The 20,869-nt window shown below is 62.0% G+C and carries 18 protein-coding genes; 5 read left to right on the top strand and 13 right to left on the bottom strand.

The window, feature by feature from the left end; genetic code table 11:
- Nucleotides 1-132: 132 nt before the first annotated feature.
- Together C7G61_RS31960 and C7G61_RS31955 are read right to left on the bottom strand one after the other, a co-directional pair.
- Nucleotides 133-1,479, bottom strand: a complete 1,347-nt coding sequence (locus tag C7G61_RS31960) for an ABC transporter substrate-binding protein (RefSeq protein WP_108521434.1) — start codon at nt 1,477-1,479, stop codon at nt 133-135.
- A gap of 72 nt (nt 1,480-1,551) precedes the next feature.
- The gene (locus C7G61_RS31955; protein WP_108521432.1) at nt 1,552-2,595 is read right to left on the bottom strand and encodes a C-terminal binding protein; all 1,044 of its coding nucleotides are present in this window, start codon (nt 2,593-2,595) and stop codon (nt 1,552-1,554) included.
- 251 nt (nt 2,596-2,846) lie between these two features.
- Between C7G61_RS31955 and C7G61_RS31950 the strand changes: the two genes are divergently transcribed.
- Entirely contained in the window at nt 2,847-4,532 is a 1,686-nt protein-coding gene (locus tag C7G61_RS31950) for a methyl-accepting chemotaxis protein (protein WP_108521429.1), read from the top strand.
- Nucleotides 4,533-4,585: 53 nt separating this feature from the next.
- On the opposite strand, the gene C7G61_RS31945 is transcribed toward C7G61_RS31950, so the two are convergent.
- Together C7G61_RS31945 and C7G61_RS31940 are read right to left on the bottom strand one after the other, a co-directional pair.
- The gene (locus C7G61_RS31945) at nt 4,586-6,118 is read right to left on the bottom strand and encodes an ATP-binding protein (RefSeq protein ID WP_108521427.1); all 1,533 of its coding nucleotides are present in this window, start codon (nt 6,116-6,118) and stop codon (nt 4,586-4,588) included.
- Nucleotides 6,115-6,834, bottom strand: coding sequence for a response regulator (locus C7G61_RS31940; protein ID WP_108521425.1), 720 nt, complete (start codon nt 6,832-6,834; stop codon nt 6,115-6,117). The genes C7G61_RS31945 and C7G61_RS31940 overlap by 4 nt, the downstream gene beginning before the upstream one ends.
- Before the next feature lie 1,099 nt (nt 6,835-7,933).
- On the opposite strand from C7G61_RS31940, the gene C7G61_RS31935 reads away from it, so the two are divergent.
- Nucleotides 7,934-9,070: an OpgC domain-containing protein gene (locus C7G61_RS31935; protein WP_108521423.1), complete on the top strand. Its 1,137-nt coding sequence runs from the start codon at nt 7,934-7,936 to the stop codon at nt 9,068-9,070.
- A 212-nt stretch (nt 9,071-9,282) separates the two neighbouring features.
- On the opposite strand, the gene C7G61_RS31930 is transcribed toward C7G61_RS31935, so the two are convergent.
- Entirely contained in the window at nt 9,283-10,509 is a 1,227-nt protein-coding gene (locus tag C7G61_RS31930; RefSeq protein WP_108521421.1) for a Spy/CpxP family protein refolding chaperone, read from the bottom strand.
- A gap of 282 nt (nt 10,510-10,791) precedes the next feature.
- Nucleotides 10,792-11,430 (bottom strand): response regulator transcription factor, encoded by a 639-nt coding sequence (locus C7G61_RS31925; RefSeq protein WP_108521419.1) that lies wholly within the window; start codon nt 11,428-11,430, stop codon nt 10,792-10,794.
- A gap of 380 nt (nt 11,431-11,810) precedes the next feature.
- On the opposite strand from C7G61_RS31925, the gene C7G61_RS31920 reads away from it, so the two are divergent.
- The gene (locus C7G61_RS31920; RefSeq protein ID WP_244608551.1) at nt 11,811-12,125 is read left to right on the top strand and encodes a helix-turn-helix domain-containing protein; all 315 of its coding nucleotides are present in this window, start codon (nt 11,811-11,813) and stop codon (nt 12,123-12,125) included.
- A 166-nt stretch (nt 12,126-12,291) separates the two neighbouring features.
- Here the strand turns inward: C7G61_RS31920 and C7G61_RS31915 are convergent, their stop codons facing one another.
- From C7G61_RS31915 to C7G61_RS31895, 5 genes are all read right to left on the bottom strand, one after another.
- Nucleotides 12,292-13,218: a Bug family tripartite tricarboxylate transporter substrate binding protein gene (locus C7G61_RS31915; RefSeq protein WP_244608554.1), complete on the bottom strand. Its 927-nt coding sequence runs from the start codon at nt 13,216-13,218 to the stop codon at nt 12,292-12,294.
- A 151-nt stretch (nt 13,219-13,369) separates the two neighbouring features.
- Nucleotides 13,370-14,308: a DMT family transporter gene (locus C7G61_RS31910; RefSeq protein WP_108521413.1), complete on the bottom strand. Its 939-nt coding sequence runs from the start codon at nt 14,306-14,308 to the stop codon at nt 13,370-13,372.
- A gap of 186 nt (nt 14,309-14,494) precedes the next feature.
- Nucleotides 14,495-15,649, bottom strand: coding sequence for an alpha-hydroxy acid oxidase (locus C7G61_RS31905; RefSeq protein WP_108521512.1), 1,155 nt, complete (start codon nt 15,647-15,649; stop codon nt 14,495-14,497).
- Between the two features lie 99 nt (nt 15,650-15,748).
- On the bottom strand, nt 15,749-16,570 hold the full coding sequence (locus C7G61_RS31900) for an MlaD family protein (protein ID WP_108521411.1): 822 nt from the start codon (nt 16,568-16,570) through the stop codon (nt 15,749-15,751).
- 103 nt (nt 16,571-16,673) lie between these two features.
- Entirely contained in the window at nt 16,674-17,573 is a 900-nt protein-coding gene (locus C7G61_RS31895; RefSeq protein WP_108521409.1) for a LysR family transcriptional regulator, read from the bottom strand.
- 103 nt (nt 17,574-17,676) lie between these two features.
- Here C7G61_RS31895 and C7G61_RS31890 point away from each other — a divergent pair, with 103 nt between their 5' ends.
- Nucleotides 17,677-18,666 carry a zinc-dependent alcohol dehydrogenase family protein gene (locus tag C7G61_RS31890; protein ID WP_108521407.1) on the top strand — a complete coding sequence of 330 codons (990 nt, stop codon included), beginning with the start codon at nt 17,677-17,679 and terminating at the stop codon, nt 18,664-18,666.
- A gap of 2 nt (nt 18,667-18,668) precedes the next feature.
- On the opposite strand, the gene C7G61_RS31885 is transcribed toward C7G61_RS31890, so the two are convergent.
- Entirely contained in the window at nt 18,669-19,598 is a 930-nt protein-coding gene (locus C7G61_RS31885; RefSeq protein ID WP_108521404.1) for a DMT family transporter, read from the bottom strand.
- A 395-nt stretch (nt 19,599-19,993) separates the two neighbouring features.
- Here C7G61_RS31885 and C7G61_RS44975 point away from each other — a divergent pair, with 395 nt between their 5' ends.
- Complete coding sequence (locus C7G61_RS44975; RefSeq protein WP_190242053.1) at nt 19,994-20,158, top strand: hypothetical protein; 165 nt, start codon at nt 19,994-19,996, stop codon at nt 20,156-20,158.
- Nucleotides 20,159-20,181: 23 nt separating this feature from the next.
- On the opposite strand, the gene ybaK is transcribed toward C7G61_RS44975, so the two are convergent.
- Nucleotides 20,182-20,655 (bottom strand): Cys-tRNA(Pro) deacylase, encoded by a 474-nt coding sequence (gene ybaK, locus C7G61_RS31880; protein WP_108521402.1) that lies wholly within the window; start codon nt 20,653-20,655, stop codon nt 20,182-20,184.
- Between the last annotated feature and the right edge of the window lie 214 nt (nt 20,656-20,869).

Raw genomic sequence — 20,869 nt, 5'->3', positions numbered from 1 at the left:
TCGTCGTCATTGCGAGCGAAGCGACTTGTCCGCCGGAGCTTAGCGAAGGCGGAAGCAATCCATGTCTGCATGGAAAGAAAGAATGGATTGCTTCGTCGCTCCGCTCCTCGCAATGACGGTCGCTCTGTTCGGCTATCGGCCCTGTCGCCGGAAATACCGCTTCGCACGCTGCTCGGCTTCCGCCGCGGCGGCTTCCGGGGTCGAGGCGCCGGTGGCGACCGCTGCACACATCTGGATCAGCACGTAATCGGCACTGACCGCACCTGTGGCAGTCGAGATCGGTCCCTTGTAGCCATCGTAGTAGGTGCTCTTCATCGTGTTCTTGAAGATCGACACCTTGGGATCGCCGGACCAGACCGCGGCGTCGGCATAGGCGGTGAGCGGCTGGGACCAGTAGCCGGAGTTGGCGTTGAGCCACGGCTCGTATTGCTCCTTTTCAAGCATGAATTGCAGGAACGCCTTCGCGGCATTGGGATACTGGCTGTGCTTGAACAGCATGGCGTTCAGCGTCAGGCCCGCCATCGGCGAGACCTTGGCGAGGCCCTTCGGCAACAGCTGATGCTCGCTGTCCTCGGCGATCGCCTTGGTGGCCGGATCGTTCTTCAGCGAGAAATACAGCGAGACGCCGTTGGCGGTCAGCGAGATTTCCTGCGAGGAGTAGGCGCGGTTGTTGCTGACATCGTTCCACGACGGCGTGCCGGCAATAAAGGTCGGGTAAAGTTCCTTGACCCAGTTCAGCGCGGCGATGGTCTCCTTGCTGTTGATGACGATGTTACCCTCTTCATCCAGCAGGGAAGCGTTGTGCGACCACAGCACCCAGTTGGCGAAGCCGTTGCCGTCGCCCTTGGCATTGCCCAGTGCGAAGCCGGCCGGCTTGCCGGCCTTCTGCAGCTTGCGGCACAGCTCCAGGATTCCGGCATGGTCTTCCGGAACCTTGTCGTAGCCGATCGATTGCAGCACCGATTTGCGGTAGATCAGGGGGCCGGCGGTGGCGCCGAACGGCAATCCGATCCAAGCGTTGCTCTTGCTGCGCTTGCCGTATGTCTGCGCCAGCGGAAGCCACTCGCCATAGCGCTTGCCGAGATAGTCGGCGACGTCGGTCAGTTCGACCAGCTTGTCGACATAGATGTGCGGCGCATCGGAGAAGCCGATGATGATGTCGGGGCCGGCGCCGGAATTCGAGGTCACCGCGGTCTGCTGGTTGATGTCTTCCCAGCCGACGAAATCGACCTTGACCTCGATGCCGGTCTTGTCGCTGAAGGCCTTCGCGTTGGCGCGGAACACGTCCTCGTCGGCCTGCACGAAACGGACCGGGCGCAGCATGCGCAAGGACGCGCCTTTCTCGATCGCAAACTTGGGGGCCGGGACGTCGACGGCCTTGATGGCGGATGCGGTTTGGGCAGACGCGCCGGTCGCGGCCAGCGCGGCGGCGGAAACGCCCAAAGCCAACGCGTCACGACGGGTGATGTCGTTCTTCATGCTTCTCTCCCTGTTCTGGTTCCCGGCGTTGCATCGCTGGTGAACCTGTCGTTCAAAACGCCTTTTGCCGCTCTAGCTGTTCGGGCCGCGATCCATGCTGACAGGTTGCCAGCGTCGAAGCGAGGTGTTTTGCAGCACCGACGGATTGACGCAGCTTACCGGCCACATCCCCTGCAGGACCAGTGACAATTCGTAGCCTACGCGGCGCTTGCGCGCCTCGTCAAAACGTGCCGATGCCGACGCCACATGCGCGGTCAGGGTGACGTTTTCCATCGAAAGCATCGGGTTGTTGTGGGACGGCGGCTCCTTTTCCAGCACGTCCAGCGCCGCATGCGCGATCCAGCCCTCCTGCAGCGCCTTGATCAGCGCTTCCTCGTCCACGGTGGCGCCGCGGCCGGTATTGATGAAGACGGCGGATTTTTTCATCTGGCGGAAATGCTTTTCGGTGAGCATGTGATGCACCTCCGGCCGCGCCGGCGCGTGCATCGAGACGAAGTCCGACTGCGACAGCACCTCGTTCAGCGTCGCCGGGATCACGCCGTGGTCGTACATCAGCGTTTCCTGGATGAAGGGGTCGTAGGCCATCATGCGCAAGCCAAAGGGCGCCGCGCGCTTGGCGACCGCACGGGCCACCCGGCCGAACGAGATGAAGCCGAGCGTCTGGCCCATCAGCCGGGGGATCTTCAAAAGCGCCGGCCGGCCCTCGGACCAGCGGCCGGTGCGCACCATCTTGTCCTGCTCGACCAGCCGGCGGAACCCGGCGAGAAGCAGCATCATGGCGTGGTCGGCGACCTCCTCGATGAAGGTGTCGGGGATGTTGGTGACGGGAATGCCGCGGGCGGTGGCGGCCTTGACGTCGACCGAGTCGACGCCGACGCTGCCGAGCGTGATCACCTTGCAGTTTTCGAGCGCGTCGATGACCGCCTTCGTGATCGGCATGCCCTTGGCGTAGATCGCGTCCGCGGTCTTTGCGGCGGCGATAAATTCCGCCTCGTTGGCCGGCGCCTCGATGATTTCGGCCCCGATCGGGTCGAGCGCTTCCTTCTCATAATCGTAGCCGCCGCCGGCCACCGTGAAGCTCGCCCCCTTCGGCGTCACCACCCTGAAATTCGGCATTTCCTGCTCCCGATTTTATTCTTCGGTGTTGGTTCAGGGCGGCGGGCGCCGCCCGTTTCTTTTACGCGACTTCATCTTTTACGCGACCTGACCGCTCCCCGCTACAATCGCCGGTTGCTGCTTCGATTGGAAGCGACGTTTTGAGCCGGGTTTCCGCTCGCCATCGTAACAAAGCGCTAAAGGGTCTCACGATATTGTGCGCCAAATCAATCGGCCAATCGCGTGCCACGCGCCTATTTCCGGAGATCCCCGTGAAGCTCACCAATCTCAAGATCACCCCCAAGCTCGGCATTTTGGTGGGTGTGACCCTGCTCGGCCTCTGCGTCGCCGGCTTGCTCGCGGGCTATCTGATGCAGCGTGAGATGCTGAATGCGCGGGTCGAGCAGACAAAAGCGATCGTCGACATGGCGCGCAACATGGCGCTCGGCTTGCAGAAGCAGGTTGCCGCGGGCCAGATGACCAAGGAGGCGGCGATTGCCGAGTTCAGCAAGCGCGGCAATACGCTGACCTTCGACAACGGCAACGGCTACGTATTCGCCTACACGATGGATGGCGTCGCTGTGCTGGCGCCGGTTCCCTCGCAGATCGGCCAGAACCGCATGGACATCGACACGGGCGGCAGAAAACTCGTGCGCGAACTGCGCGACGGCGTCGCGGCCAATGGCGAAATCATGCTGCGCTACGAATTCCGCAAACCCGGCGAGGAAGCGCTGATCCGCAAATTCTCCTACGCGGTCCCGATCCCCGGCTGGAACATGTTCGTCGGCACCGGCGCCTATCTCGACGATCTCGACACCAAGATGAAGCCGATCGCGGCCGTGCTCGGGCTCGCCATTCTCGGCATCGCGCTGGTTTCAGGCAGCATCGCCTGGATGATCGGCCGCAGCATATCGAAGCCGCTCAGTCAGCTCGGTACCCGCATGCAGGACCTGGCCGAAGGCCGGCTGAACGGTGAAATTCCCGGCATCGGCCGCGGCGACGAGATCGGCGCGATGGCCGCGGCCGTCCAGATCTTCCAGGACAATGCGGTGCGCATCCGCGGGCTTGAACAGAAGGAAGCCGAGGTGCAGGCGCGCGCCGAGGCCGAGCGGCGGGCGGCGATGGAAAGCATCGCCAGCGACTTCGAACGCAGCGTGACCGGCATCGTGCGCTCGGTGTCGACGGCGGCCGCCGGCATGCAGACCACCGCGCAGTCCATGACGGCTACCGCCAGCGACGCCAGCGCGCGGGCTGCGACCGTCGGCGCGGCTTCGCAGCGTTCGTCCGACAATGTCGGCACGGTTGCATCCGCCGCGGAAGAGCTCTCCAGCTCGGTGACCGAGATTTCCCGTCAGGTGGCGCGCTCCAGCGAGATCGCCAGCAAGGCGGTCAGCGACGCCGAACGCACCAACGCCACCGTCGGCGCGCTCTCGACCGGCGCCGAGAAGATCGGCGAAGTGGTCAAGCTGATCCACTCGATCGCAGCGCAAACCAATTTGCTCGCGCTCAACGCCACCATCGAGGCGGCGCGCGCCGGCGATTCCGGCCGCGGTTTTGCAGTGGTGGCGTCGGAAGTGAAGGCGCTCGCCAACCAGACCGCGAAGGCGACCGAGGAAATCTCGTCGCAGGTCGCGGCCATGCAGGCCTCCACCAGCGAAGCCGTGGCCTCGATCGGCGGCATCACCGAAACCATCGGGCAGATGAGCGAGATCACGGTTTCGATCTCGACCGCCGTCGAGCAGCAAGGCGGCGCCACCCGCGAGATTGCTCGCAACATTCAGTCGGTGGCGGCCGGATCGAACGAGATCTCCACCCATATCGGCGGCGTCACCACCGCGGCGGCAGCGACCGGCAAGGCAGCCTCCGAGGTGCTGGCGAACGCCCGCGAGCTCGACAACCAGTCCGGCGCGCTGCGCAGCGCGGTCGACGAATTCTTGGGCAAGGTGCGGGCGGCGTAGGGCGTGTGCACTCATCCCTCCGGCCTTTCGCGCATCGGCGGTCTGCTGGGTGATCAATATGATTTCGACGCGCGCTGCAAGATCGTGGCCACCGACGAAGGCTTTGCCGGCTCGAGAGCGTTGATGACGTCCTTTGCGCCCGCGACCGGCCGGCTGATAGAAGGCGGCCCGCCATCCAGCGCTGGCAAGCTAATGGCCGCGTGTAGTCCCTGTTCCTTGTTGATCAGGGCGATATCTCCGCCGTGGTGGCGGACAATAGACCGGGCAATGGAAAGGCCGAGGCCTACGCCTCCAGTTTCGCGGTTCCGCGAACTCTCCATCCGGAAAAACGGCGTAAAAACCTGCTCCTTGGCGGTATCGGGAATCCCAGGCCCATCGTCCGAAACGATGATTTCGATACTGTCTGCTCGTCGCTCCACGCTGACGCGCGCCCGCTCGCCATAACGAACGGCATTTTCGACGAGGTTACGGCATGCGCGGCGCAGCGCGTCCGGTCGGCAGCTGTAGCTGATCTTCTGTCCCTCGGAGAAAGAGACGTCATAACCGAGTTCGGCGAGATCGTCGCAGAGACTTTCCACGAGAGCTGAGAGGTCCACGGTCCGCGTGTTTTCTGCGGTTGCATCTTCGCGAGCGAATGCGAGGGTTGCCTCCGTCATCGTCTGGATCTCCGAAATTGTGGAGAGCATTTTCTCGCGGACGTCGTCGTCGGGCACGAATTCCGCACGCAAGCGGAGCGAGGTCAGGGGTGTACGCAGATCATGGCCGATGGCGGCCAGCATTTTGGTGCGGTCGTCGACGAAACGGTGCAGACGCGCTTGCATGCGATTGAATGCCTCGGCGGTGCGTCGGATATCGTCGGGGCCGGTTTCCGGCAGCGGTACGACCTCCTGACCACGGCCGAGGGCTTCGGCCGCTACGGCGAGCCGGCGCAATGGTTGCGCGATGCCGCGTGCGGCGAATACGGCAATGATCGACAACGACAACGCGGAGAGGCCGAGAGCCAAGGTGGATTTGGAGGTCCAGAAGCCGTCTTGCGCGGGTTTTGCAAATGCAGTGTTCAGCCATGCACCGTTCGCCAACCGGACGGCCAATCCCATGCCGGTGGCGTCATCGAGATAAAGAAATTTCGCTGGTCGAGACAGCGGCCAGGCTTCCGGCCTTAAATCGATCCATTGCGAGGAGGAGGCGCTGCCACTGCTGGCATTATTCCGGGCGAAATCCGGCCTCGCTTCGGCCGGCACGGTATGGCCGGGAAAGGACACGCGCGGCAATGGCTGGGCCAAACGCTCCCATGCCTCCTCTCGCCACGCGGAGGCATCCTTCAGACCGTTGGTCGATATCCAATATCTCGCTGTACTGGTGTTACTGGCGTTAAGGATATCGGTTTGAAGCGCCGGAGGCGTCGCCTCCAACACCCGGGCGAGCGAAGCGCACCGGCTGAGTATCTCGCCCTTGGCGGCCTTCCGAATCGTCTGCCCGTGCTCATCCCACGAAATGAAGAACACGATTGCTTGCGACAGCACTAACGACAGCAGCGTGAAACAGATGAAACGGGCCGCAAGACTGCGCTTCCACAAGTTCATCATGGTTGCTCGACCTGTGCGGCGAGGCTGTATCCACCGCCCCAGTGAGTCTTGATCAATGCTGGTACTTTCGGGTCAGCCTCGATCTTCTTCCGCAAGCGGCTGACTTGATTGTCAATGCTCCTGTCGAATGGATCGGCATCTCGGCCGACCGTCAGGTCAAGGAGTTGATTACGGCTGAGTACCAGGCCCGGATGATCGAGAAATGCGCACAACAGGCGGAACTCCGCCGTGCTGAGCGGCACTGCGACGCCGTCGTGTCCAACCAGCTCGCGCCGGTTGACCTCGAAGGTCCACCGATCGAAGCGCACGACCTTGGTCGCGAGTCGCCCCCTTTGCGGCGGCAGGCTTTGGACTCGTCGAAGCACCGCTTTGATACGGGCGAGAAGTTCGCGGGGATTGAACGGCTTGCTCACGTAGTCATCGGCACCTACTTCCAGGCCGACGATGCGATCGGTTTCCTCTGCCATCGCAGTCAACAGGATAACGGGAAGGTCCGTGGTGCTGCGCAGATGGCGGCAGAGGGACAGCCCGTCCTCGCCCGGCATCATAACGTCAAGAACCACCAGGTCCAGAGCACTTCGTTCGAGCAAACGGCGGAGTGCAACAGCGCTCTCCGCAAGGCTGATGCGGTAGCCATGCTGCATCAGATATTTGCCGACCAGATCGCGAATATCGCGATGATCGTCCACGACGGCGATGTGAGGTGCCGAGTCCATCTAGTTTGCTCCGTCCCGGATCATACTGAAGTCCTGCACCCAACCCATCGGAAAAGTGTATCAGAATGTATCGGCCGCATATGATCGACCGAAATCAAATGCTTGTGGCTGGCTTCACTGATAGCGCCGCGGCATCGGATCGGGATCGCAGGATCCCGATGCCGAGCCGGCCGATCCGAGCGGGAACCGGCCTCATGTGCATGATTCCCCGATCTGGCTGAAACAATTTAGGCACAAGCTGTCGCAGAACATTGTCCCGGTGAGCCATCTTTGTCGCAAATTGTCGCAGACCCGTATGCCTGCCAAGACTTGATGCAACTTAAGAAGCCGCATTCAGAGCAAGGTCATTGAAAAGTAGCAGGAGTGGCCATCACCGAGGCCGCAACTGTCGCGGACTATGCGATGCAGCATTCCTGAGACAGATCGCGACAATTCCCGGCACCGGCCGGCAAAGTTCTGCGACATCCGGACTTCATCGTGCGCACGCTCAACGAAGCAGGAGCGTTACATGTACGATGCGAGGCACGCCGTTTCCCACGGGGTCGTTCCGGAAATCTTGAAAGGCTCATCGGCCGAGGGCGATGAAGACTACGCTACACCGAAGGGACAGTTTCTTCGCAGAGCCGCAGTGCGAATAAGCTGGCTGCTCGTTTTCGTGTTGCGGAATACCTCGACCTCGACCGCGCCCCTTGATTTGCTGCACAGTGGAGATCGTAAGGCTGTTTCTCGCCTCGTGACGGAGGACGACGGTTTGACGCCCGAGCAGAATCCCAAGTTCGTGTGCAGAGTGCCCGCCTTTACTTCTCGCGGGTCATGCCTTCGTGTCAGTCACGAAAGCTCATCCTCTGGGCCGATCAGCCTGACTACCGTCGCGTACAAACGCTCTTCTCCAAGAGCCGACTTGAGGAGAAATCGTCAAGCGCCGAAGGCGGGCGGCCGTAATTGCGTGGCTCAACGGATCAATTGCGAAGCCGGCAACGCTCAACGTTGGCGCGCAGATTTGTCTCAAGTGACAGCGCAAAAATAATCTTTGAAGGTGAACCAGCTCACACCAGAGCCTCCAGCGGCAGGTTCAGTTTGCCGGCTTGGGATAACCCAGATGCACGATCGAGTCACCATCCCCAAGCTAATCGTCGGCGAGCTTCCGGAGTTGAAAGGCCACGCCCGCGACCTACGAATAGATGCCTGCCGAGGCATCGCGCTGTGGTGGATATTTCTCGACCATGTCCCCAACAACATCGGAAGTTGGCTGACGCTGCGGAACTACGGCTTCGGCGATGCCGCGGAAATATTCATGTTCGTATCGGGCGTAACCTGCGCGCTGGCCTACGGCAAGGCATGGCGCTGCGAGGGATGGACTGCAGTGATCCGCCGGACGCTGCGGCGAAGCTTTGACATTTATGTCGCATTTCTGCTGCTCACGCTCGCCTGCGCCATCCTGGTTCACCTCACAGGCGGCGGGCGTCTCGCTGACGAAAGCAATACGCGCATTCTATTGGACCATCCGGGCGCGACGCTCGCGCACGCGGCGATACTGCAATACCGTCCGGTCAACACCGACGTGTTGTCGATCTTCGTGCTTCTTCATCTCTTGTTCGCGCCGTTGCTGTGGCTGCTGCTGCGACTGCCGAACGTGACGCTTGGCGCGTCGCTGGCGCTTTATGTGCTGGTGCATGTCTTCGGCTGGACCGTCCCGGCGTGGCCCAGCGGCCATTGGGCCTTCAATCCGCTGGCCTGGCAGCTGCTCGTTGTGCTTGGCGCGTGGTGGATGCTCGAGGAAAAGAGAGTCCGGCCGTGGCTCACCTCACGCACGGTGCTTGGACTTGCGGTCCTGTATCTGCTCTTCAGCCTGGTCATCGCCTTGAGCTGGCGCATCAAGCCGCTGGAAGCACTGATCCCGCAGGCGCTGGCGGAGCTGCACCCGTTGGATAAATCGAATCTCGATCCATTGCGATTGCTGCATTTTTTGGCCGTAGCGGTTTTGGCAGCATGGTTCGTGCCTCGCAATTGGCGAGGGCTGTCGACGCCGGTGATGCGCGGCGCGATCTGCTGTGGCCAGAACTCGCTGCCAATCTATTGCCTCGGCGTTCTGCTGGCGTTCGCCGGCCACATGGCGCTGTTCGACATCTCGGACGGGCTTGCGATGCAGATAGCGGTGAGTCTCGTTGGCATTGCGGCGATGATCGCGACCGCAACGCTGCTGAACCTGGTTAGCATCAAGCCCAGGCAGCGCTAGTTTAGCGAACACTGCGATCAGCGAGAATATCAATGAAAGACGAAGAATGCCGTCATCGCCGATGATCGCCGCCAGGCTGCGGCGCTGATGGCATTTAGTTTGTGCGCTCGCGCCATTGCAGCAGCTTACCTTGTCCTATGCTGCCGTGACCGTGGGGACGTAGCAGTCCTCTGGATCGGGCTGCGGTTCAGCGATGGCAACCGATCGGGAAATTACGCCGTTCGTTTTTGTCCGATCGCCTCGAACTGCGCCTTCTGCTCGTCGCTTAACGTAGCATAGAAGCCCTCGAGCGCGGCGCTCACCAGATAGACCGCTTGCTGCATGTCAGCGAGCCGCACGTCCACTGCGTCAAGGCGAGCGGATGGTGTGATCGCGTCTTTCGGCTGGCATCCGGCGGTCAGGATGTCGACAGCCCTGGCATTGGCGTCCTGCAGCACTTTAAGAGCCGCGCGTTGAGTGTCGTTCGGGTGTAGCCTGGCCTCGATCTCGTCCGCCGGCCATTGCAACACGGCCGGTTGTTGCGCCGCGCCGCAACCTTGGGCAGGCGCTTCCGTGGCCCTGCTTGCGGCGGACGTCCTGCGTCGATCCTCGGCGAGTGCATTGAGCCGTGCTTCCTGTTCGTCGTCCAGCAGGTCGTGGAATTTCCCCAGCGGCTCCCGCACGGCTAACACTGCCCCGATCATCGCCCCGATGCGCTGGTGCATGACGGCCAACCGGGCCGGTGCTGTGAACGCCGTCTGCGTCAGACACGACGCCCGAATCATCTGAGCGGAGAAGATCCATGCGTTGGCAAGATCGTCCAAAGCGGCGCGCTGCGCCTCATTCGGCTGTATCGCCTGCTGAATCTGATTGATGGGGAGGCCGGCAATTTCGCGGCCGTCATCGCCGCAGAGCCGCTGTAGCGGAGGGACCCTGCGATGTCTTGGGCCGTGTGGGCGCGGTCCCGTATAGGCGGCGAGATCATCACGGCCGTAAGGCGCAAAGATCGCGGCATAGATGTCAGGATAACCGTAGTCCCAGAAGCCGATGCCGTCCTCCCAGATGGTGTAGTCGTAGATATCGTAAATGGCGAATGGCCAGAACAGCGGCCCGACCCATCCGTATCCGCCGTCGCCGTGTCGCCACCACCCCTTCGCGGTGCGACCGCCATGCCAACCCGCCAACGCTGCAGCAGCGACGATTTGCCTGCGCACCGCCGGGTTGCCAAGCCCGGAATCCATAGCGTTGCGCACGTTTTGCGATTTGAGGGAAGCCGTTCGGATTTGGCTGTGACGAGCAAGGGCACGACCGTGATGTAATCCCCCTAGTGACAATACGCGGGCTGCTGCGAATTTCGCGACCCCGAGGGGACCGATGCCAAGACGTACCCTGGCCAGGGCCGGACTCGACAGCAGGGTTGCCAGAACGACAACGGCGATTCCAATGCGGGTCTTCGACATGGCACCCTCCCGCGCCAAGCCTTATCGCGTCACTTTGGATGACGCGGAGAGGAACCGAAAGTTCCCTGCATTTGCCATACAGACCAAGGCATCGCGCTGAAAGCCAGCGGTAACGAGATCACCTCCGGTCCTCCCCGATGGGCGGACATTCTCAGAGTCCGTCGGCATGTCTCAAAGGTGCCCGGAAGCGGATACTGGCTGGCGATGGAAGCCGCCTTCTTGAAATCGTCGTGCTTCTGAACAGCTTCGGTATGCTAATAACCATTGTGTTGAGAAAACTCTTCACGCCGGCGGTCCGTTACCGGACGTGCCGCCCAAAACGCCGACCCGCTCGGCGAGGGAAACCAGCTGGGCCAGGGATTGAACTTGCATTTTCTCCATCACCTGTTGGCGGTGGGCTTTGATTGTGCGTTCGGTCGTGCCCAACGCGTTCGCGACCTGCTTGTTGGTGTGGCCGCGAATGATACGCTCAAAGACTTGCCGTTCGCGCGGCGTCAGTTTCCCGATATGAGCGCGAACCATGTCCAGCGTGCCCTTCAGGCGACGCGTCGCTTCATGGCGCGCTATTGCCTGCTCAATTGCCCGAAGAAGGTGGTCCGATGATACGGGCTTGGTGAGAAAATCGTCGGCGCCCGCCTTGATGGTCCGTACCGTCGTCCGAACATCGGGATAACCAGTTAGAAAGACGATAGGCAGGGTCGAGCCGAGCTCGCTCAAACGACGCTGGAGCTCCGGACCGCTCAGTCCCGGTATCCGTACGTCGAGAAGAATACAGCCCATCTCACTCTCGCTGGGCATACGATCCAGCAAATGCTGAGCCGACGGATAGGTCACGACCTCGTAGCCAGCCTTCCTCAAACGACGTTCTATTGCTGTTCGGAAAGAAGCATCGTCGTCAACAACATGCACGCATCCCGGCAACAGTCGCTCCTAAGACTAGGCTAGTGGTCTGGCAAGCGGCCTCCATCGATGCGCGCACTGTCGTTAGTAATCGCGCCACGCCGCCCCCGCACAGGCGAGCCGCTAGAGATTCTCTAGCGCTTTCCCAGCGAGCGGGAACAACAATCCTGAGAAGTCGGTGATCGGCAATAGGACGAGCACCGGTCGGGTCTCTTTGGCGCAAGAAAAGCTATTCAGCGCAATTTGTGAGACTGTAATGTTGCATTTCAAGCGCTCCCCAAGGTAACTTTAACAACTCGGGAAATTTCGATATCTCGAAGGGAACTATCGGTAGTCCATTTGAGCACGACCGACCGGACCCGCGACTGAGACCGGTTCGCGGAGGTTTAACGGGACATCAGTTGAGCCGCATCAAAGAGTTTGTTGATGCTCACGTTTCGAAAGAAATCGGGATATCCGAGTTAGCGGGCTTGATCGGATTGAGCCAGTTCCACTTTGTTCGGGCGTTTAAACATTCAGTGGGACTTTCGCCTTATCAATACGTCCTGTCCGAACGGATCAGTGTTGCGAAGGAGATGTTGTCGGTAAGCAATCTGTCGATTGCCGACGTGGCGCTCGCGGTCGGATTTAGCGGTGCGCCTCAACTGAACCGCGTGTTTCGAAAGTTGATTGGAGTTACGCCAACGGCCTTTCGACGCGAGAATGATTTGTGTTGAATCGTTGGATGCGCCGGCCTTCGAGAGAGTTAGTTTGGCCGCGCTGCGAAACGCCCGAACTATAGCACAACGAGATAGATCGCCGTAACGGGCCGCGCTACGCGCGAACCCGTTGGCACCTCCTCACCCTGAGGGCTCAATGGTTGCTCCGCAGTGCGGTCTCGTCCTACTGCTTCTCAATCCCCGCTTCCGTGATCAGCTTCTCCCACACCTTGAGCTGGTCCTTCACAAAGGCGTCGAACTCTTCCGGCGTACCGGAAAACGCCTCCATGCCGCGCTCGGCGAGCTGGCTCTTGATGTCGGGCCGTTCGATTACCTTGCGGATTTCCGCGTTCAACCTGGTGACCACGTCCTTCGGCATGTTGGCCGGGCCGAAATAACCCTGCCATGAGGTGATGTCGAAACCCTTCACCGTGGCGTCCATGGTAGGCAGATGCGGCAGCAGCGCCGAGGGCTTTTTGGTCGTGACCGCAAGCGCCTTCAGCGCCTTGGCGTTGACGTGGGGCAGGCCGGTCGGGACATCGATGAACATCATCGAGACGCGGCCGGCGATCAAATCGGTCAGCGCAGGTGGCGAGCTCTTGTAGGGGACGTGAAGCAGATCGATCCTGGCGAGACGGGCGAACGTGGCGCCCGACACGATCGCCGACGAGCTGCCGCTGGCGTAGGAGTATTTGCCCGGCTCCTTCTTGGCCAGTGCGATCAGCTCGGCCACCGAATTTGCCGGAACGTCCGGATGGATCACGAGCATGAACGGCAGGTCGCCGGTCCGCGCGATCGGCGTGAAATCCTTGATCGGATCGTAGGTCATGTTCTTCAGCAGATACGGATTGGCCGAATGCGACGTATTCGTCGTCACGAACAGCGTGTAGCCGTCGGGCGCGGAGCGGGCGACATGGCTCGCCGCGATCGAGCCGTTGGCGCCCGCCTTGTTCTCGATCACCATGCTGACGCCGAGGGCTGTACCGAGTTCTTTCCCGATCAGGCGCGTCGTGGTGTCGGTGCCGCTGCCGGCGGCGAACGGCAGCACCAGCGTGATGTTGCGGTTCGGGTAAGGCGCCTGCGCGGTAGCCGTGGCGATCGTCGCCAGCATCAGGGGAGCCACTGCGGCGACGTGCCGGTACCGTTTCCATAACGCGAACATATCGTTGTTTCCTCAAGTTATTTTTATGTTGAATTGGCCGGCAAGCTAGCCTGCCCGGATCGAAAGGGGAAGCCGGTACGACGCCACGCGGCGGGCCGGCTCAAGCCTTCTTCGCCGAGGCCCGCCTGGAAGCGATCACGACACCGGCCAGCACCAGCGCATAGCCCACCAGATGGAATATCCGCAATTGTTCGCCGAGCAGCAGGATCGCCATCGCCGAGCCGAACACCGGCACCAGATGAAAGAACGGCGCGGCACGGTTCGGCCCGATCAGCGCCAGCCCGCGGTTGAAGAACAGATAGGCCAGCGTCGAGGGAAAGATCACGGCATAGCCCAGCGTCGCCATCGAAATGATGTCGAACTTCAGCGTGGCGCCGGTCGAGAATTCCCAGATCGAGAACGGCACCAGCATCAGTGCGCCGCAGCAGGTGGTGAACGAAATCAGCGACAGCGCGTGCGTCACCGGCCGGCGCGGGATCAGCGCCGAATACAGCCCGAACGACACCAGTGAACTGGCAAACATCAGGTCGCCGCGGTTGAAGCTGATGCTGGCGAGTGCGCCAAAATCGCCGCGCAGGATGATGGTCAGGACGCCGGCGAGCGAGATGGTGATGCCGGCGAGCTGCGCACCGGTCAGGCGGATGCCGAACAGCGCCAGCGACCACAGCGCGACAAACAGCGGTCCGGCCGACTGGATCAACAGCGCGTTCAGCGCCTCGGTATATTGCAGGGCCCAGTAGGAGATCGCATTGTTGTAGGCGAATCCGACCAATGACAGAAACAACATCATCGGCAAATGCGCGCGCAGCACCGGCCAGTCCTGCTTCAGGTGCGGCCAGGCAAAGGGCAGCAGGATCAGAAAGGTGCCGATCCAGCGGACGCAGGACAGCGTCAAGGGCGGCACGTGGCCGGCAACATGGCGCGCCAGCACGATGTTGCCCGCCCAGAACAGCGAGGTCAGGCTCAGCAACAAATAAGGCTGGTTGTTCAGCCACCGGACCGGATCGAGGGCAGGCGGCGCTGGTGCGGGCTGGGTCATGGTCGCGAGGCCAGATAGGCCGGATTTTCCGCCGCGCGACAAGTCCCATGCATGCAATGCTACAATGTCTTGAATTGTCGCGATCCCGTAGCCCGGATGGAGCGCAGCGCATCCGGGACAGCCCACCAATCATTTGCGCGAAAGTCCCCGGATTGCGCTGCGCTCCATCCGGGCTACGCCAACCACTCAAAACTTCCGTACCAAATCCGGCGTGATCTCGCTGATCGAGCGAATACCAAGCAGCGCCAGGTCGCGGTCGATCTCGGCTTTCAGCAGCGTGATCGCGCGCTGCACGCCGGCTTCGCCGCCGGCGATCGCGGCATAGAGGAAGGGACGGCCGACCCAGACGAAATGCGCGCCGAGCGCGAGCGCCTTGATGACGTCGGTGCCGCGGCGGATGCCGCCGTCGACCATGATCGTCATGCCCTTTGCCTCAGTCGCGATCTCCGGCAGCGTGCGCAGGCCCGACATCGTGTAGTCGAGCTGGCGGCCGCCATGGTTGGACAGCATGACGCCGTCGACGCCGCTCTCGCGCGCGATGCGCGCGTCGGCCGGTGAGACTAGGCCCTTGATCACGAGCTTACCCTTCCAGCGTTTGCGGATCAGTTCGACATGTTTCCAGGCGAGCTGGTCGCGGGCGCCGATGTTGCGCATCAGGTTTTTCGCCAGCACCGGCGGGCCGCGCTTGGCATCCATGTTCTCGAAATGCGGCATGCCGAAATTCATCACGGTGCGCGCCCAGGTGCCGAACAGCCAGTGCGGATGCGTGACCGTGTCCCAGAACACGCGCGGCGTGATCGCGAGCGGCACCTGAAAGCCATTGCGGATGTTGTTCTCGCGGTTCGGCGGCACCGGCACATCGGCGGTGACGACGAAGGTGTCGTAGCCGGCCGCCGCTACGCGATCGATCAGCGGCTCGATCCGCTCCGGCAGGCCGGCGAGATAGGCCTGATACCACGCGGCCTGATTGGCGGCGCGCACATCCTCCAGCGTGATCAGCGACGAGGCGCTGAGAATCATCGGCACATTCTCGGCCTTCGCCGCCTGCGCCAGCACGATGTCGCCGCGATAAGCGCACAGCGCCGAGGAGCCCATCGGCGGAATGCCGAACGGCGAGGCGTAGGTCTTGCCGAACAGCGTGGTGGTCTGGTCGCGGCCGGAGACGTCGTTTAGCACGCGCGGCACGAAACCGTATTCGTCGAGGGCCTTGCGGTTGTCGCGCATGGCCGCGTCGGTCTCTGCACCGCCGGAGATGTAGCCGTAGAGGAATTTTGGAATCCGGCGCCGTGCGACAGGCTCGAAATCGTCGAGCGCGAGATACTTTTGCAAAGCGCGCGGCACCGCGCTCTCGGTGCGGGTCACGGTCGCGGGCGGCGCGGTCACAGCGGTGGATTTGTCGAGCACGTCGGGCGTTCCGTTATTTTTGGTTTTGATTTCAAGCTATCGTCTGGCGGGCGAGGCGGGGGGCCTGCTGCCGTACTTGCTATTGTTGATGGATTGGCTGATTTCGCCAAACATTTTTCGCGTGTCCGCCATCAGCATCCCGGATTTCTTGTCAAAACTTTCGATCAGCTCGCGCATCGAGATCACGGTCGGCAGCAATTCGCCGCCATATTTGTCGCTGGCGAGGCTGCCGAAGAAATCCTTGGTCTTGGTCAGCGCGCCGTCGACGGCGTTGACGCCGTTTTCGGCGGTCGCGATGATGCTGGTGATCTTCTCGCCGTCACCGGACAGCGAGGCCGTGAAGGTCTCGAAATTCCGCAGCGTATCCTTGATCGCTACCTCATTGTCGGCGATCACCCGGTCGACGTTGCGCAGCGCCACCCGGATTTTTTCCTGGGTGTTGAGCGTCCCGTCCCGATCGGCGGTCAGCTCGGGAATGCCGTCCGGGCCCTTTGGCGGCGGCAGCGCTTCGTCGGAGCCGCCGGTGAAGGAGATCGCGGCGATGCCCGTCAGCCCCTGAAATTCGAGGCCGACTTGCGTGTCGCTTTTCACCGGCGTGTTGCCGTCGATCATGGCCAGCGCCACGACGCGGCGCGGATGGTCGAGCTTGAGCGACACCACCTCGCCGACCCGGATGCCGGCGAAGTTCACGCTGCCGCCCTTGCGCAGACCGGACGCCGAGCCTTCGAAGATCACCCGGAACGGCACCTTCTGCTTGGCGCTGACGAACTTCTGGTAGCCGAGAAACCCGCCCAGCGATCCCCCGATCAGGGCCAGGACGAGCGTGCCGATCAACAGATTGCTGGCGCGAACCTTCATCGAATGCCTTAAGCGAAACACGCTTCAGGAGTAACGGATCTGGCAGATAAAGTCACCGCGGATGCATGCGCTGCCAGCTTTCCGTGGCGGGCGTGATCGCCGTTCACGTCATCAGCCCCGGCAAGGCCGCCGCCAGCGCGTCGACCGCAAGACGAACCTTCAGAGGCAAATAAGGCGCCTGCAGCCAAAGCGCATAGCCGTCGTACAGGAAACCGGTTTGATTGGGCAGTAACGGGACAAGGGCGCCTGCCTGAATCCGTTCGCGAACCAGCCAATAGGGCAGCCACGCAACTCCCATCCCCGCAGCCGCAGCATCGGCGATGGCGTCGAGATCGTCGAGCCGGAACCGGCTGACCGGCATGAGCTGCATCGGAGGCTGATCGTCGCGCGGAAACAGCCAGGGGCTCGCATGACCGGAACGGCCATAGAGGATGGCTTGATGTTTGCCGATATCCTCGATCTCTCGCGGGGTTCCGTGAGTCGCCAGATAGGATGGCGAGGCGCAGACAATCATGCGCTGGCGCGCGATGCGACGGGCGATCAATCCAGCCTTGTCCTCCAGCGTGCCAGTGCGGATTGCGAGGTCGAAGCCGCCGTCAGAAAGATCGGTGAGAGAATCGCTGAAAGAAAGATCGAGCTCGAGTTTGGGATGCCGCCCCGCCAACTCCAGCAACACCGGAGCAACGCAGCGGCGGCCGAACAGCACGGGCATAGTAACCCGCAGCTTGCCGCGCGGCTCGGAAAGTTGTTCGGCCGCGAGTGCGTCCGCGGCCTCGGCTTCAGCAAGCACTGATCGGCACCGATCATAGTAGGCGCGGCCGAACTCGGTCAGGCTCTGACGGCGCGTGGTGCGGTTGATAAGGCGAACCCCCAGACGTTGTTCGAGAAACCGGACGTGCTTGCCGACCATGGGCCCAGACAGATCGAGCGCATCCGCCGCGGCCGCGAACGAGCCGAGGTCGGCGGCTTTGACGAATACGGCCATGCTGGAAAGACGATCCATAATTCAAAACTATTAGTTTCGACTGTCCTGCTTGGGAAGGGATTTATTGCTCCAGTGAAGCTCGGCATTACCTATTCAGCTCAATTGCTTTGGAGTTTGTCGAATGGTTCGCGTCGTCCGTTTTCATCAGCATAGGGGTCCCGAGGTGCTGCGCATCGAGAATATCGATGTGCCACCGCCCGCTCCGGGCGAGGTGCAAATCCGCGTTCGGGCGTTGGGCCTCAACCGTGCCGAAGTGCTGCTCCGTTACGGCTCTTATATCGAGACGCCGACATTACCTTCCGGGCTTGGCCTGGAAGCAGCCGGCATCGTCGAAGCGGTCGGTGCAGGCGTCGACAGCTTCGCGCTGGGCGATGCCGTCAGCGTGGTGCCTCCGCTATCGATGGTCCGCTGGCCCGCCTATGGCGAGCTGGCGAGCTTCCCTGCCGAACTCGTCGTCCAGCACCCGCGTTCGCTCAGCTTTGAGGCGGCGGCAGCGATCTGGATGCCAACCGTTACCGCCTATGGCGCACTGATCGAGATCGCCACGCTGCGGCGGGAGGATTTCGTGGTCATTACGGCGGCATCCAGCAGTGTCGGACTTGCCGCCATTCAGATTGCCAACCAGACCGGCGCGACTGCGATCGCGGTCACGCGGACGTCCCGTAAAAAGCGGGCCTTGCTAGGGTTCGGTGCCGCGCATGTAATCGCTTCGGCGGAGGAGAATCTGGAAGCGCGGCTGAAGGAAATCGCCGGCCCCACGGGCGTTCGGGTCGTGTTCGATGCGGTTGGAGGCCCGATCTTTGAGCCTCTGACGGCGGCGATGTCGACAGGCGGCATCCTCATCGAGTATGGCGGCCTGAGTTCGGAGCCGACACCTTTTCCGCTGTTCAATGTGCTGAGCAAGCGCCTGACGCTGCGCGGCTACCTCATGCACGAGATCGTCGGCGACCCGGCGCGGCTTGAAGCCGCCAAGGCGTTCGTGCTCGCGGGGCTGAAGTCGGGTTCGCTACAGCCGGTAATCGCAAAGACCTTTTCGTTTGATCAGATCGTGGAGGCGCATCGATTTCTCGAGTCGAACGAACAGTTCGGCAAGATTGTCGTGACGCTCTGAGCTCAGCCCGTCTTCGGTTTTCGCGACGCCACGAATACCCCGGCCAGCACCAGCGCGAAGCCGATGAAGTGAAACGCCTGCGGGTGCTCGCCGAGGAAGACGATCGACATGATGGTTCCGAACACCGGCACCACGTGGAAGAACGGTGCGGCGCGGTTGGCGCCGATCAGCTGCACGCCGCGATTGTAGCAGAGATAGGCGATCGTCGAGGGAAACAGCGCTACGTAGGCGAGCGTCAGCAAATTCGCGGTGTCAATCCGCATCAACGGCTGTGCGAACAGTTCCCAGATGAACAGCGGGATCAGGCAGGCCGCGCCGGCGCCGAAGGTGAAGGCGACGAACGACAGGCCGTGGATATCGGGGCGTTTCAGCGACAGCACCGAATAGATTCCGAAGATCGCCAGCGCCACGATGAAGATCAGGTCGCCGATGTTGAAGTCGATGCCGGACAGCTTGGTGAGGTCGCCATGCATCAGGATGATCAGCACGCCGGCCATCGACAGCATGACGCCCGCGGCCTGCGCCAGCGTCAGCCGTACGCCCAGCAGCAGCAGCGACCACACCGCGACCACCAGCGGGCCCGCTGACTGCAGCAGCAACGTGTTCAGCGCCTGGGTGTGCTCGAGCGCCCAGTATTGCAGGGTATTGAACGCGCCGATGCCGGTGATCGAGAGCAGGATCATGATGCCGAGGCGGCTGCGGATCGCGGCCCAGTCGCGGACCAGATGCCTCCAGGCGAACGGCAGGATGATCAGGAACGCGAACGACCAGCGCAGGAACGAAAGCGTCACCGGCGCGATGTGGCCGGCGGCCATCCGTCCGACGATGGCGTTGCCGGCCCAGCACAGCGCGGTGATGCAGAGCAGCAGGTAAGGCTGGTTGGCGAGCCAGTTCCCGGATCGGGCGGATGAAGTCTGTTCGGTAGCCGACATTTCAGGATAAGGCCCGGTTCATGGCGCCGCGGCCCGCCCGGCCGATGTCGCCAGGCCGGAAATGTAGCCCGGCTCTGCCACAGACACGGATTTGCGGTGCTCATCAATGGTGCAGGACGCATCGCGACCATGCAGCCGGCCTTAATTTGTTCCTTGTCTGTTGTTTGGGGTTGCCAGCGGGTGGGCGAGTATGCAATCAAGGGACGATAGACTAATGCGACCCAACCTTGGTTTGTTTTCCGGGCGCATGCGGTGGGTTATTCCGGGTTAATTTCAGTACAGGGCGTTCGTTCGATCGCTGGGACCACGGTTTTGCAGGCGGCGGCTGCGCAGCAGCTTCGTCTGTCCGTGAGGCGAATTTCTAGAGATGATGGGTTATTCCTTTGAACAAGCCAATGTCGGCCGAAGAAGCCGAAGCCGAAACACGTCACCAGTTTGCCGTTCGCGCCAATTCGATACTGGCGTTCATCGAATGCGATGAGGAGCAGCGCCCGAAACTGCGCAGGGCCATCATCGAGGCGATGCTATGGGCGCAGACGCAGCCACAGCTCTCCCCGTAGGGCCCCGCCGGAGCCGGGGCCGCTCACGCCACCAGTGCGCGCGCGATCGCGCCCGCAGCTTTCACGGCGTCCTGGGGAGCGAGTTCGACCTGCAAGCCGCGCTGGCCGCCATTGAGGAACACGCTGGCATGGCCGAGCGCCGCTGCCTCGATCGCGACCGGCACGCGCTTCTTCTGCCCGAACGGCGAGATGCCGCCGACATGGTAGCCGGTCAGCCGTTCGGCATCCGCCGGCCGCATCATCTTGGCCGCCTTGGCAGCGAAGGCGCCTGCGAGCTTTTTCATGCTGACTTCGCAGTCCGACGGCACCACGGCGCACACCGGCTTGCCGTCGACCTCGGCCATCAGCGTCTTGAGCACGCGCGCAGGCGGCACGCCGAGCGCTTCCGCCGCCTGCAGCCCGATGCTCGCCGCATCCGGGTCGTAGTCGTAGGCATGCAGGGTGAATTTCACGCCCAGCTTTTCCAGCGCCTGCGTTGCGCGGGTGGTTTTCGACATGGCCTTTCCGTCATTGCCGGATGTTAATGGGTCTCTCGCCCGGTGGTCAGGAATTTTACGGGGATATCAATGGGTTGGAGCCTTTCTAAGGCCCCCTTAAAGATGCCTTCTCACTTGCCTAGAGCAGCCGCTTCCTTTATCCGGTGGGGCTGCCTTGCATGCGAACGGCCCCGGCCGTGATTTTGGCTGGGCAAGCTAGCGCATGATCCGGAAA

Origin of the sequence: Bradyrhizobium algeriense, from assembly GCF_003062295.1 — a bacterium.
Taxonomy (GTDB): domain Bacteria; phylum Pseudomonadota; class Alphaproteobacteria; order Rhizobiales; family Xanthobacteraceae; genus Bradyrhizobium; species Bradyrhizobium algeriense.
Note: the sequence above shows the minus strand (reverse complement) of the source record. Positions and strands in the feature narration are given on the sequence as shown.